The 15157-nt window shown below is 41.7% G+C and carries 8 protein-coding genes, 1 tRNA gene and 1 pseudogene; 9 read left to right on the top strand and 1 reads right to left on the bottom strand.

Annotated features, from left to right (window positions below; genetic code table 11):
- The first annotated feature begins 80 nt into the window (after window positions 1–80).
- The 6 genes and pseudogenes from H3299_RS00750 (at window position 81) to H3299_RS00725 (ending at window position 5783) form a co-directional block, all read left to right on the top strand.
- Window positions 81–830: an electron transfer flavoprotein subunit beta/FixA family protein gene (locus H3299_RS00750; RefSeq protein ID WP_182418450.1), complete on the top strand. Its 750-nt coding sequence runs from the start codon at window positions 81–83 to the stop codon at window positions 828–830.
- Between the two features lie 14 nt (window positions 831–844).
- Window positions 845–1774, top strand: a complete 930-nt coding sequence (locus H3299_RS00745; RefSeq protein ID WP_182418449.1) for an electron transfer flavoprotein subunit alpha/FixB family protein — start codon at window positions 845–847, stop codon at window positions 1772–1774.
- Between the two features lie 34 nt (window positions 1775–1808).
- Window positions 1809–3305, top strand: a complete 1497-nt coding sequence (locus H3299_RS00740) for an aldehyde dehydrogenase (protein WP_182418448.1) — start codon at window positions 1809–1811, stop codon at window positions 3303–3305.
- 143 nt (window positions 3306–3448) lie between these two features.
- Window positions 3449–5109: pseudogene (locus H3299_RS00735) on the top strand (4Fe-4S dicluster domain-containing protein).
- Between the two features lie 127 nt (window positions 5110–5236).
- Window positions 5237–5310, top strand: a tRNA-Gly gene (locus tag H3299_RS00730).
- A 68-nt stretch (window positions 5311–5378) separates the two neighbouring features.
- Window positions 5379–5783: a hypothetical protein gene (locus H3299_RS00725; protein WP_182418447.1), complete on the top strand. Its 405-nt coding sequence runs from the start codon at window positions 5379–5381 to the stop codon at window positions 5781–5783.
- A gap of 64 nt (window positions 5784–5847) precedes the next feature.
- On the opposite strand, the gene H3299_RS00720 is transcribed toward H3299_RS00725, so the two are convergent.
- Window positions 5848–7005, bottom strand: a complete 1158-nt coding sequence (locus tag H3299_RS00720) for a DUF459 domain-containing protein (protein ID WP_182418446.1) — start codon at window positions 7003–7005, stop codon at window positions 5848–5850.
- Between the two features lie 396 nt (window positions 7006–7401).
- Here H3299_RS00720 and pdxY point away from each other — a divergent pair, with 396 nt between their 5' ends.
- The 3 genes from pdxY (at window position 7402) to H3299_RS00705 (ending at window position 15128) form a co-directional block, all read left to right on the top strand.
- Window positions 7402–8262 carry a pyridoxal kinase gene (gene pdxY / locus H3299_RS00715; RefSeq protein ID WP_182418445.1) on the top strand — a complete coding sequence of 287 codons (861 nt, stop codon included), beginning with the start codon at window positions 7402–7404 and terminating at the stop codon, window positions 8260–8262.
- Between the two features lie 93 nt (window positions 8263–8355).
- Window positions 8356–9018 (top strand): carbonic anhydrase, encoded by a 663-nt coding sequence (locus tag H3299_RS00710; protein ID WP_182418444.1) that lies wholly within the window; start codon window positions 8356–8358, stop codon window positions 9016–9018.
- A 1331-nt stretch (window positions 9019–10349) separates the two neighbouring features.
- Window positions 10350–15128 carry an NAD-glutamate dehydrogenase gene (locus H3299_RS00705; protein ID WP_182419575.1) on the top strand — a complete coding sequence of 1593 codons (4779 nt, stop codon included), beginning with the start codon at window positions 10350–10352 and terminating at the stop codon, window positions 15126–15128.
- Window positions 15129–15157: the final 29 nt, after the last annotated feature.

The following is a 15157-nucleotide window of genomic DNA, read 5'->3' as shown; positions in this document are numbered from 1 at the left end:
ACTTTATCATTATGCAAGCAGTGATATGCTTTTGATAAAATCGAAAGTCTAAAATAATAAATATAAGTTGAGGGAATAAAATGAAAATATTAGTGGGTGTAAAGCGGGTTATTGACTATAATGTCAAACCACGCGTTAAAAGTGATGGTAGTGGCGTAGATCTTGCCAATGTCAAAATGTCGATCAATCCTTTTGATGAAGTGGCAATTGAAGAAGCCGTACGCTTAAAGGAAGCTGGTAAAGCCGATGAGATTACCGTGGTGTCTATTGGGCCGCAAGCCGCACAAGAAACCTTGCGCACAGCCCTTGCCATGGGAGCGGACAAGGCCATTCATATTAAAAGTGATGAGCGTTTAGAGCCACTCAATATTGCTAAGCTTTTAAAAGCCATCATTGAGCAAGAAAAGCCTGATCTTGTTTTACTTGGTAAGCAAGCAATTGATGATGATTGCAACCAGACGGCGCAAATGCTAGCGGCGCTGCTAAATTGGGGACAGGCTACCTTTGCATCAAAACTTGATGTATTTGCCGACAAGATTGAAGTAACGCGCGAAGTTGATAGCGGCTTAGAAATTATTGAAGCACAGCTTCCTGCCATTGTCAGCGTGGATTTGCGTTTAAATGAACCACGATTTGCATCTCTTCCCAATATTATGAAAGCGAAGAAAAAACCTATTGAAGAAAAGCAAGCGAGCGATTTTGGCATAGAGCTAAATCCGCGATTGAAAATCCTTAATGTTGAAGAGCCTGCAAAGCGCAAAGCTGGAATTAAAGTTGCAACAATAAGTGAACTTGTTGCCAAGATTAAAACCGAAAATGCAGCACTTTAAGGGAGGATAGCAAAATGACAATTCTTTTATTGGCCGAACATGACAATCAAAACCTATCTTTGCAAACCGCAAATGCGCTAAGTGCCGCCCAAGCCATAGGTGGTGATATCGACATTTTAATCTGCGGGAACAATGTTCAAACAGTAGCAGAGCAAGCAGCACAATTGCTAGGTATTCGCAAAGTTATTTTGAGTGAAGCAGATTATCTTGACCATCAAATGGCAGAGCCGGTCGCCGCCACCATTCTTTCTTTAGCAGATCACTATGATATATTCATGGCTGCGGCAACGACAACGGGCAAAAATATCATGCCACGGATTGCAGCAAAGCTTGACGTTATGCAAATATCGGACATCATCGCGGTTGTGTCGCCAGACACTTTTAAACGACCAATTTACGCAGGCAATGCAGTTGAAACCGTACAATCAACCGATAGTAAAAAAGTCATCACCGTGCGTACATCTGCATTTGCGGCGGCTTTAAATGGTGGCTCGGCTCCTATACAAAATCTAGCACCTGCAAATGATCCTTGCCTTACTAAGCACCTAAAAAATGAAGGCTCAAAAAGTGATAGACCAGAGCTTAGCTCGGCTAAAGTGGTTATATCAGGAGGACGCGGACTTGGTTCAAAAGAAGCCTTTCAATCACTGCTTTTACCCCTTGCCGACAAGTTTAACGCAGCCCTTGGGGCAAGCCGTGCGGCGGTTGATGCGGGTTACGCCCCCAATGATTGGCAGGTAGGACAAACGGGTAAAATAGTTGCGCCAGACCTGTATATTGCCGTTGGTATTTCTGGTGCTATTCAACATCTTGCCGGCATGGGCGATTCAAAAATTATTGTTGCCATTAACAAGGATGAAGACGCACCAATCATGCAGATTGCCGATTATGCCTTGGTTGGCGATCTTTTTGACCTTATTCCAGAACTGACAAAATCGCTCTAATCATAGCAAGTATAATAATAAAGGGAGAACAATTATGGGCGATAGAACCTATCAACAATGGCAAAATGACGCAAAGAAGCTAACATTTCGCAAAGATATTTTCATCGATGGTCAATTTGTGGCAGCCAAAAACGGCGAACGCTTTGATTGTATCAACCCAGCTAATGGTGAAAAAATTGCAGAAATTGCCGCTGGCGGCGCTAGCGATATAGATCGTGCGGTTAAATCAGCACGGCGCTCGTTTGAAAGCGGTATTTGGTCCAACGCGGCACCAGAAAAGCGTAAAGAGGTACTTTTACGCCTTGCCGACCTCATCCGCAAAAATAGTGTTGAATTGGCTTTGCTTGATTGCCTTGATATGGGTAAGCGCGTTGTTGATGCCTATACGGGTGATGTACCAGGATCGGCAGCTATTTTTCAATGGTATGGTGAAGCTATCGACAAGATTTATGATGAAATAGCACCAACTCAAGCGGGTGATCTCGCCATGATGCGCCGTGTGCCGCTTGGCGTTATTGGCGCTGTTGTACCATGGAATTTTCCGCTTGATATGGCAACATGGAAATGTGCACCGGCCTTAGCTGCGGGTAATTCTATTGTGTTAAAACCTGCCGAACAATCAAGCCTATCAGCCTTGCGGCTAGCCGAACTTGCCATTGAAGCGGGTTTACCTGAAGGTGTATTAAATGTAGTGCCAGGATTGGGCGCTATTGCAGGACAAGCTCTTGGTTTACATGAGGATGTTGATTGTTTAACCTTTACGGGATCAACCGCTACGGGCAAACGCTTCATGCAATATTCTGGTCAATCCAATATGAAGCAAGTATGGCTCGAAACGGGTGGCAAAAGTCCAAACCTTATTTTTGCCGATTGTAAAAACCTTGATAAGGCTGCCGAAATGGCGGCTTTTGGAATATTTTTCAATCAAGGCGAAATCTGCTCAGCAAATTCAAGACTTTTGGTTGAAAAAAGCATTCGTGATGATTTCGTGGCACGGCTTGTTGCTTTATCAAAAACAATGCAACCGGGAGATCCACTAGATCCTGCTTCTGGCATGGGGGCCATGGTTGATGAGCGGCAAACCAATACGGTGATGGATTATATAACCAAAGGTAAAAACGAGGCGCGATTGGTGAGCGGGGGAAATCGCATTATGATAAATGACAAGGGTTGCTACATCACCCCAACTATTTTTGATCAAGTTAAGCCTGATAGCCTCATCGCCAAGGAAGAAATATTTGGACCAGTTCTCTCAATCATTGCCTTTGAAAATGAAGACGAAGCAGTTGCCATTGCCAATGATAGTATTTACGGATTAGCAGCCTCAGTATGGACGGATGATTTTTCAAGAGCACACCGCGTTTCAGCCAATTTGAGGGCAGGAACGGTTTCGGTCAATACGGTTGATGCATTAAGCGCAAAAACTCCCTTTGGCGGTTTTGGTCAATCTGGTTTTGGTCGAGATTTATCGCTCCATGCTCTTGATAAGTTCACCGGTCTCAAAACCATTTGGATGAAATATCAATGCTAAGCTGCTTTCTCAAAAACTAAGGTTGAAACCTATTTCGCTACAATGAGCCGTTTTGGTTAACTCCCGATCGGCAATCCCTTAGCTGCGCCCAATAAAATGCGCTAATATCCAACGCGCATATTTGAAATAAGGACAGATAGACAATGACAAATGCGCTTCCAGACCGTGAGAGCATGGAATTTGACGTGGTAATTGTTGGCGCAGGACCTGCGGGGCTTGCCGCAGCAATCCGCTTAAAACAATTAAATGGCGATTTATCGGTTGTTGTCTTGAAAAAAGGCGCTGAAGTCGGCGCACATATTCTTTCAGGTGCAGTTGTGGACCCGATTGGCATTGACACTTTGTTACCTGATTGGCGCAATGACACAAGTCATCCCTTCAAAACACCGGTTACCGACGATCATTTTTATGAGTTAACTGAAAAAAATTACAAAAAATACCCGCTTTTATTATACCAAAAATGCTTTCTAATCATGGGAATTATATCGTATCGCTGGGCAATGTTTGCCGATGGCTAAGTGTACAAGCCGAAGCCTTGGGTGTTGATATTTATCCAGGCTTTGCCGCAACTGAGGTTCTTTATAATATTGACGGCGCTGTGATTGGTGTTGCTACCGGTGATATTATGGGAGTTGAAAAAGACGGTAGCCTTAGCGCAAATTATATGCGCGGTATGGAGCTGCTTGGCAAATACACCCTTATTGCTGAAGGCGCTCGTGGTTCATTGGCCAAACAGATTATACATAGGTTCAAACTTGACAAGGATTGCGACCCGCAAAAATATGGTCTTGGCATAAAGGAATTATGGGAAATTGATCCATCCCAACATCAGCCGGGGCTTGTACAACACGCATCTGGTTGGCCATTGGACAATCAAACCGGTGGCGGCGCATTTTTATATCACCTAGAAAATAATCAAGTAAGTGTTGGTTATGTGGTGCATTTAAATTATAAAAATCCGTATTTATCACCCTTTGATGAGTTTCAACGTTTTAAAACTCATAGTCTTATTGCCCCAACTTTTAAAAACGCCAAGCGCATAGCCTATGGTGCGCGAGCAATAACCGAAGGCGGATGGCAATCGGTTCCAAAGCTAAGTTTTCCAGGTGGCGCATTGCTCGGCTGTTCCGCCGGCTTTGTTAATGTGCCGCGTATCAAAGGCTCACACAATGCCGTATTGTCGGGAATTTATACTGCCAATTTCATAGCAAAGGCAATTCAAGATAAGCGCGCCCATGATGAAGTAACTGACATCGAGACCACTTGGCGCGATAGTAATATTGGTAAAGATTTGTATAAGGTGCGCAATGTTAAACCACTTTGGTCAAAATATGGAACAAAGATTGGTGTTAAATTAGGCGGTTTTGATATGTGGTGCCAAAGCCTATTGGGCTTTTCATTTTTTGGCACGTTAAGCCATGGCAAAGCCGATTATCAATGTTTGGAACCTGCGCAAAACCACCAACCAATATCTTATCCAAAACCAGATAATGTTTTAACTTTCGATCGACTTATTTCGGTTTTTTTATCCAATACCAATCACGAAGAAAATGAACCTTGCCATTTAAAAGTGCAATCATTAAACACACAGGAAACATCAGAATTGCAGATTTTTTCTGGGCCATCAATGCGCTATTGCCCCGCGGGTGTTTATGAATGGATTGAGAAAGATGGCATTGAAAACTACATTATTAATGCGCAGAACTGCCTTCATTGCAAAACATGTGATATTAAAGACCCCAATCAAAATATTAATTGGACATGCCCACAAGGGGGAGAAGGGCCAGTTTATCCCAATATGTAAAAATTCTCAGTCCATGCAATTATTTAAATTTTGATGCGAAAAGAGAAATCGCTTGATTGTCAGGGGTTAAAAAAAATGATAGAGAGTTTTTTCAATGACCGCAACTGGAAATAGTTGCTAGAGCGATGCGGGTGTAGCTCAATGGTAGAGCAGCAGCTTCCCAAGCTGAATACGAGGGTTCGATTCCCTTCACCCGCTCCAGTGATTTAATTATTACTGCGTTATATGAAATATAATCTTTACTTACTTTCTAAGAAAATTTAACGTTTATGAAGTTTAACGAGCATGAATTAAGAGCAAAATTGATTGCAAGTAATCTAATATTCATGGCTAATCATCATGATAGCAATGAAGTTGTCTATGTGATTATGAATTTTTTAAAACAATATCATGATATTTATTGCGTCTATTTATTGGATACAATACCAGACCAAGGCTGTGAGCATTATCATCTTTGGATTAATCAAAATCTTGATGTATCTATTGAATATAATCTAGATGAAAAAACAATTGATGATTATAGTGCAAAGACACTTAATAAATATGATATTGACCACATTAAAGGTTCAAGGCAAAAAGATTTAATCAAATTGGTACAAGAACTAGCAAATATTGAGTGTGCCAAAAACAATAATGCTCATCTTACCAATGAAAAAAAACTAACCTGTAGATAAAATATAGCAAATAGCAGTCTTTCACTTTCATACTAAGCAGAGGCTGCAATTTATAAAAGTTAACCTAAGGCGTTACAAAATAATCTGCTCGCCCTTTTTGGTCACTTTGTTCCATAGCTCGGCCAATCGGCATATGATTATTACCACTTGGATTTTTTCCAATTAATTCTGATCCATCTTGTGGCAAGTCAGTTAAACTCATCGGCGGAATACGGGTAATTTTCTTTTGGGGGGCAACCACTTTAATCGCCGGAGCCTGAGCACTCGCTGGTTGTTCTACTGGAGCAATCTCTTCATTTTCAAGCACATTATCGGTTTTAATAGGACTTGGTTGATTGCCAAAAATCGCTTCAATTGGCGCTTTCACATAAAAAGCTAACTTTTGCCGGCCAGCAGGTGTAAAGCTGATACCATCATTTGTACGCAAGCGTGCCGTTTGCCCATTCATATCATAACCAGATAAGGCAAAAGCGCCCTTATCATCAACAAAGCCACTCCACAAATCGATAAATTGCCCATTTGTATTACCAATAGCCGCATTATAATATGCATTGAACCGCCCTGAACTTTTATGTAATTGCGGTTTGCCGAAACTTGGCAAACTAACCCAAAGCCATGGCTTTTGTGTTGCTTCCAAATCTTTTACAATAGCTGCAACGCGCTCTTGATAAATTTTATCCCAATCTTGGCTACCAAACTCCATCGTTTGCCGATTGATTTTAAGAGATTGACGATCATTAGCACCAATAACAAAAATAATGATATCAGCCCCTTCCTCGTTAACAATCTTAGCTATATTCTCATGCCAATTATAATGATCTTCGCGCACCAAGCCCGATGAACCATCGGTACGTTTTATAATCCGATAATTTGCATTATCTGCATAAATTTCATTAAGCCCCTCACTCATTGCACTTGCGACAAAGTCACCCAGAAATAAAATCTTCTTAGCATCAGTCAATTTTTCAATCTGGGGCGTAACAATTATTGGCGTAGCGACTGGCTTTGGTTTAGGTTGAGACCTATTAACTGGTTTGCGGCGAGTTGGGGGATTGTTATTTCTAGGCATAGCTTTAGGTGCAGCTTGCCTTGGACCAAAAAGCAAATCAAATAAGGTTTTTCGTTCTTGTGCATGGGCTGCTGAAATGGTGCTTATCAAGGCAAATGCCGGAACAAACCACAAGGCGACAAAAAAAATCCAAAATTTACTTTTATTCGTCATTTTCAAAAGCCTTTATCAAATGCACATCCCATAGACTAAAAATCCGTCTCATTATAACCAAACATCGTGTACTTTGGCTAACGATTTATAATTATTGTGCGCAAAGAATGACAGATTTAACTATAAGAATTAAAAATCAATTTGATTAGACAAATCATATTTCAAAAGGCTAAAATACTATTTTAGACCTTATCGTATCGCTGCTTATGATTAAAAATAGACAATTTTAAAAATATTCTAGAAAAATAGCTGTTATCTCATCGCATATTCTGGCACTACTAATATGATAAAAAATTTGCCACCTAATACTCTTAAATTAAGCGATGAAATATTTAAGCATGAAAATCGCATAAAGATATTGGGATGCGAATTAACTTGATTAAGGAGTGCACAAATATGGAAACAATTGATCAGGGCAAAACCATTTTGCTCATTTCGAGCCATGTCATTCGTGGTACGGTCGGTGTGCGCTCTTCTGGTTTTGCCCTTGAAACATTAGGGCATCATGTTTGGACTTTGTTGACTGTTACCATGACCTGGCAACCAAGACACGGGGTTGCGCATCGCTTAAATATCCCGATTGAAGATTTCTCCGCTTTTGCAGATGATATTGCAGCATCGCTTCATTCAACTGAAATTGATGCGGTCATGACGGGTTATTTTGCTTCTGCCAAGCAAGTAGAAATTGCTGCCCAGCTCATAAAAAAGCTAAAGCAAAAGCGACCAGACCTAACTTATTTATGCGACCCTGTCATGGCTGATGAGGGTGGCCTTTATGTGCGCGAGGATATAGCTACAGCCATTAAAGATCATTTAGTGCCGCTCTGTAATATTCTTAAGCCTAATCGTTCTGAGCTTGAATGGATGGTGGGACGCAAACTTGATAGCAATGAAGATATTATTGAAGCCGCACGCTCAACCCAATGCGATATGGTATTGATAACATCGGCTGCAGCCCTGCTTAAAAACGCAACAGGCAATTTATTAGTCCATGACAGTGAAATTTGGCTTGCCGAACACCGCATAGTGAAAGACCCTGTTAATGGATTGGGCGATCTGACGTCGGCATTATTCTTAAGTCATTACCTTACAGGAATGAGTGCCAAGGCAGCCCTACAATTTACCACTGCATCGGTTTTTGATTGCCTTTGTGCAACGTTACAAAAACAATCGAATGAATTGGTGCTTGAACAAAGCTATCCATTATTTATGCGCCCTCACTCCCATATCACCATGCGTGCTTTATCTACCAAATAAAAATGCTGGAACCATAATAGGGGCGTTAACGTTAAAAAGATGTTTGCGATTTGGTACAGAAAATCGCACAAGTTAAGAGAAATAGAGGCAGAAATGAACGAGTTTCCAGAACATTTGCTAAATGGCTATAAAAATTTTGTACAAACACGCTTTAGCAGTGAGCGAAACCGTTATAGGGAATTGGCGGTTGAAGGGCAAAAGCCTGAAGTTATGATGATTGCTTGTTGCGATTCCCGCGCGGCACCGGAAATAATTTTTGATACGGATCCAGGCGAAGTATTTGTCATGCGCAATATTGCAAACCAAGTACCACCATTCCAGCCTGATGGTGAATATCACGCGACCTCGGCCGCCCTTGAATTTGCAGTACAATCACTCGAAGTAAAGCACATTGTCGTCATGGGGCATGGCCGTTGTGGTGGAATAAGAGCTGCCCTTGATATGGAGAGTAAACCATTATCGTCGGACGATTTTATTGGCCGGTGGATGGGGTTGCTAAAGCCGTCTGCTGAGGCGGTTAGTGGTGATAAGTCAATGTCACCAGCTGAGCGGCAAACCGCATTGGAGCGCATTTCACTGCGTTATTCACTTGCCAATCTTTCCACATTTCCTTGGATTGCAAAGCGCCAAAAAGCAGGGCTGTTGCAACTACATGCTGCCTGGTTTGATATTTTATATGGTGAATTGTGGGTACTCGATAAAGAAAGTAGCCATTTTACCAAGATAGAAACTGATGACGTGCTTTTAAGTGCCTAAAGTTATAAAAATACAAATTTGTAATTGTTGAAAATGGCGGTTTAATGCTGCCTTTTTCATTTCAATTGAAGCTTATAATTAAAATAAATATTATTTCGAATAAGATCTTAGGTAAAGTCATCAATAGCAATCTGCATACATTGATAATTCTTTATGCCTTTATTAAATGCTTATTAGATTAATTAAGAAAAAAGCGATAAAAATAGGGCTAGATATTTCTAGTCTCAAATTACTTTAAAACCGATATATCTCCGACGAGCGAATATAAAATTCACCCATCGGAGACGGTACCCCAGCCATAATATCATATCACTATAGTTGTATTATCACCCCCGAAATATACAAATAATCGGCAAATGGGCTTACGCAACCCTTCCGCTATAAGTGATTGCAATGATATCAGCTAAATCTTATAAGAAACTATTAAAATAGCTTTGTCTATCACTGAAATTGGGTATTTCAAAATAATTTGCGACTAAATAGAAAAAAATTCCAAAATTTCAATTAAAATTATATGATTATTTAATTACTAACATAACAAATAGCTTATATAATAGAATATTGGCATTTCTTACTTAAACATTCGAACCAATTCGCTTTTTGCATTGAGTTTTCTAAAATTGTGATTCATCCTCTACTAAAGTAAAAACAATAAATATTTTATTCTTAGGCTCAGGACCTAGACATGCAGTGCAAAAGGTAAACAATTTTCAACATTGAATCTCTTAGTGCTGCTTGCCAAGGCCCTAAAAATGCCTTGCATATTATATTAAGAAAATAAAAGGCCGTCCAAGCCACAAATTGCGAAAATTTATATTAGTTAAAATACTCAATGCTAAAGCTATGAGATGGATTTAATCTCAATTCTCAATAAACTATTTTAAGGTTCTAAAGATCAACTGAATTTATAGGGATGTTTCTGGCAATAAAGCATGGTGCTTTCCAAGACAGAAAAATAAATAGCAAAAGAGGCGATCATTTTTTGACATATTAAACAAACTGATTATTTTTTAGGCAAAATTACCTAATATATCACCTGTCATTTTTTCGTGATTTTTTTAACAAATAAAAGCAAACTTTTAAAAGCCACCACTATAAAGCCCCAATCATAAGCCCTAAATCAAGATCTTTGCGACATTCCATTATAATTTACTGCAAAAATATATTGGCGAAAAATTAATCAGATTGCCTTATATGTATGCAATCACTATAGTCATTTACAGAATCTAATTTATGGTTGATGAAGGCTACCATATTTCAAGTTAGATGATGCGAATAAACAGGATCATTGGGAGATTGAATTGATCATGACATCGGGTGCAGCACCATTAATGCACAAAGAAATCAAGCTATCAGATGACAATAAGGCTAATGCGGCTTTTGAAGCTTTGTTGTTTGAACATGTTCCAGAGGAAGATATTACAGCCTATGCATCAGGAGAGCTAGCCAATGCGGCGCTCATTGCCCAAAAGGCGCTTCTTGCCCATGAAAATGGCGCTTCGCTTATTCGCATAGACAATGATGCGTGTAATCGTTCTGGTGAGCCAGTTAGCATTATCACCCTTGTTAATGATAACAAGCCCTTTTTGCTTGATTCTGTCATGGCTGAAATTAGCGAAAACACCCCATCAATCTATCTTGTTTCACATCCTGTTATTGATGTTGCGCAAAATGATGATCAATCTTTAAGCGTTAGCCGTGAAACAGCGAGCGGCCCTGCCCCAAGAGGCAAGCAACGCAAGAGCTTGATGCAAATCCATGTGCCATTATTGCTACCAGAACAAAGCGACACGTTAAAGCAAGGCTTAAGCGATGTTTTAGAGCAGGTTGCAGCTGCGGTGCGCGATTGGCAACCAATGCTTGACACACTTGACGATGTTGCCCGCCATTACCGCGCCCACCACCCACGTGGTCGCAGTGGTGATGCCGAGCGTGTTGCTGATTTTTTAAATTGGCTAAAAAATGATAATTTTACCCTGCTTGGCATGCGCGAATATCGCCTTGATAGCGATAAAACCAAGAAGACCAATAAAAATGAAACTAATCTAGGTGAAGCAAGTACCGAACTTGGCATTTTGACCGATGCGTCCATTCGTGTTCTGCGTGAACATGCAATGGAAGAAATCACCCGTGAGGCCTTGTCCTTTATGGAAAGCCCTGACTTGATGATTGTAACTAAAGCGCGTATCCGTTCGCGCGTTCATCGCCGTGTTTGGCTTGATTACATTGGCGTGAAATTATTCAATGAACAAGGCGATATTGCCGGCGAATTACGCCTTGTTGGACTTTTCACCGCACCTGCTTATACAAGCTCTGTTTTGCGTATTCCTTATTTGAAGCCCAAAGCTGAGGCGGTTATCAACCGTCTTGGTTTTAATATGGAAGACCATTCTGGCCGCAGTCTCATCAATGTTTTGGAAGGCTATCCGCGCGATGAAATGTTCCGTATTGATGTTGACACATTAACGAACAATGTAGAACAAATTCTTGAACTTGGAGAGCGTCCGCGCGTCCGCGTTCTTGCCGACCCCGATCCATTTGGCCATTTTGTGTCAGTGCTTGTTTTTGTGCCGCGCGACCGCTATGACAGCAAGGCGCGCGAAAAATTGGGCCAATATCTCATCAAGGTTTTTGACGGCGACTTTTTTGAATTTTATCCGCTATTTTTAAATAATGGTCTAACTCGCGTCCATTATATCATTCACCGTAAGGGTGGATCTGTTCCTGAATTTTCACAAGCCAAAATTGAAGAAGATGTTGGTGGACTTATCCGCAATTGGGAAGATCGTGTGCAACTTGCTGCTAGCAAAAAGCGCATTAATATGGATACTGTTCGCCTTGCGATGGATTTGCCACAAAGCTATCGCAACAGCTTTAGTGCTGATAGCGCCTTGCTTGACGCGGCTGAAATTCATAAGCTTTCAGAAAACAATCCGCTTGAGGTTAATTTCTATCATCACATAGAAGAAGAGCCGCAATTTGTTTCACTAAAATTATTCCATCTTGGCGATGCGCTCGAACTATCACTGCGCGTACCCTTGTTGGAAAATATGGGCTTCCGCGTCATTGCCGAACAAACCTTGGAATTGCATAATGGTGCTGGCGAAACCGTATTCCTTCACGATATGGAGCTTGAAAACGCCCATAAAACCAAGGTTGATCTTACAAAAATTGGCAAAAAACTAGCTGAAGCTTTTGAAGCCATTTGGGCAGAAGATGCTGATGATGATGCGTTTAATGGCTTAATTCAATCAGCTGGGCTTGATTGGCGCGAAATAGTTATCATGCGTGCTTATGGACGTTATTTACAGCAAGCTGGTATTCCTTATTCGCAGGATAACCTTGCCCGCGCGCTAAATAACTTCCCCAATATTACCCGCGATCTTTATAGTCTTTTCCGCCTGCGCTTTGATCCAACCTGCCCCCATCATGGTAGTGAGGCAAAAGAAGCTGAAGTGCGCGATCGTATTGAGCTCGAATTGCAAGATGTACCAACCCTTGATGATGATCGTATCTTGCGTTCATTCCGCACTTTAATAACCGCAAGCTTGCGCACCAATGCCTATAAACGCGAAGCTGATGGTAGCGAACGCAAAACCCTTGCCTTTAAGCTTGATCCGCATTTGATTGATATCTTGCCTGATCCGCGTCCATATCGTGAAATTTTTGTTTATGGACCAGCGGTTGAAGGTGTGCATTTACGCTTTGGCCCGGTAGCGCGTGGTGGTTTACGTTGGTCTGATCGCCGGCAAGATTACCGCACCGAGGTTCTTGGTCTTGTCAAAGCCCAGCAAGTAAAAAATGCGGTGATTGTACCAGTTGGCTCAAAGGGTGGTTTTTATCCCCATCACTTGCCAGTAACCAATGACCGTGCTGCCATTGGTGAAGCTGCTCGCCAAGCCTATATCATCTATATTACCGCAATGCTTTCCATAACCGATAATATTATTGATGGCAAAGTCGTTGCGGCAAAAGATATTATCCGCCATGATGGTGATGATCCATATTTTGTTGTTGCCGCTGATAAGGGTACAGCAACATTCTCAGATACCGCTAATGCCATTAGTGAAGCCAATGATTTTTGGCTTGATGATGCCTTTGCCTCAGGCGGTTCTGCTGGCTATGACCATAAAGCTATGGGCATTACCGCAAAAGGTGCATGGGAAGCTGTAAAACGCCACTTCCGTGAATTTGATCACGATATTCAAACCCAAGAATTTAGTGCAGTTGGCGTTGGTGATATGTCGGGTGACGTATTTGGCAATGGCATGTTGCTATCAACCAAAACGCGCCTTGTTGCGGCTTTCGACCACCGCGATATTTTCATTGACCCAAATCCTGATACCGACGCAAGCTTTGCTGAGCGTGAGCGGTTGTTTAACCTGCCACGTACAAGCTGGCAGGATTATGATAAGCAAAAAATCTCAAATGGCGGCGGTGTTTACTCTCGCTCGTTAAAAACTATTACCTTATCCCCCGAGGCTGCTAAAGCTATTGGCTTTAACAAAACGAGCGGCACGCCATTTGAAATCATCAATGCTATTTTGCAAGCACCTGTTGATCTTTTATGGTTTGGCGGTATCGGTACTTATATTCGTGGATCAGGTGAAAATGATGCGCAAGTTGGCGATCATGCCAATGATGCTATCCGTATCACCGGCTCGCAAATACGAGCAAAAGTAGTTGGTGAAGGTGCTAATCTTGGCATGACCCAGCGCGGCCGCATTGAATATTCAATGAAAGGTGGCCGTTGCAATACCGATGCAATTGATAATTCTGCCGGCGTTAATTGTTCTGACGTTGAAGTGAATATCAAAATCGCATTAGCAAGCGCCATGCGTCAAGGTAAACTAAGCCGTCCTGATCGCAATATTTTGCTAAAAAGCATGACCGATGACGTGTCGAACCTTGTTTTGCGCAATAATTATCTGCAACCGCTAACCCTTTCCCTAGCGGAAAAACGCGCAGTTATTGATTTGCCTTATCAAATTCGCTTCATGCATGATTTGGAACGGGTAAAACTGCTTGATCGCCGTGTTGAAGTCCTACCAGATAATGAAGCCTTAGCTGATCGCCAAGCAAAGAGAATTGGCTTAACCCGTCCCGAATTATCGGTTATTATGGCTTATGCCAAAATTACTTTGCAAGCGGAAATTGCAACCAATCCACTTTCAGAAGATCCATATTTTGAAACTGCATTGTTTAACTATTTCCCACCAGCAATGCGCGAAAAATATGCCGAGGAAATCAGCAACCACCAATTACGCCGCGATATTATTGCAACATTGCTTGCCAATGATGTAGTAAACCGCGGTGGACCGACTTTCGTCAATCGCTTACAAGACAAAACTGGTCATTCAGCCGAATCGGTTATTCGCGCTTTTGTTTTGGTGCGTGATAGTTTTGACTTAAATTCTCTTTATGCTGAAATTGATGCGCTTGACAATAAAATACCTGGTCTTGTGCAAAATAGCTTCTACGCAGCTATTTCGCGCATGATGTTTGCAGTGACCAGCTGGTTGTTACAAAATGTTAAATTGGATAAGCCATTAAATGAGCATATCCAGTCAATGACAGAAGCCCGCATGGCTATTGAGCCGCAATTGGAAACGCTAATTCCTGATTATATGCGTGAACAAATGGCACAAGTGGCAGCAGAGTTTGAGGCACAAGGCGCACCAAATGCTCTTGCTAAACGCCTTGCAATGCTGGAAACAGCATCGGTTGTACCCGATATTGCTTTGGTAGCCTATCAAACAGATTCTGACCTTATTGTTGCCGCCCAAACCTATTTCAAACTTGCTGAAATATTCCGTATTAACCGCATTGAAAATGCCAGTCGCACCATACCCGTGGTTGACTATTATGATGGCATGGCCTTGGCACAAGCCAATGATACCATTATTGATGCGCTGCGCCGCATGGTGATGAAAGCCTTGCGTGACTTTAAAGACGCTGAAAATCCGGCCCAAAGCTGGCTTGAAGCCGAAGGCAGCCACATTGAAGCTATCATCAATCGGATGAATACACTGATTGAGGGCGATCTTAATATTTCCCGCTTTAGTGTTGCAGCCGGCATGATGGCAGACTTGGTGCGTAAGGGTAGTTAACGCCCGATCCTATACGCATAAAATATCTT

The organism is Bartonella sp. HY038, from assembly GCF_014117425.1.
Taxonomy (GTDB): Bacteria; Pseudomonadota; Alphaproteobacteria; order Rhizobiales; family Rhizobiaceae; genus HY038.
Note: the sequence above shows the minus strand (reverse complement) of the source record. Positions and strands in the feature narration are given on the sequence as shown.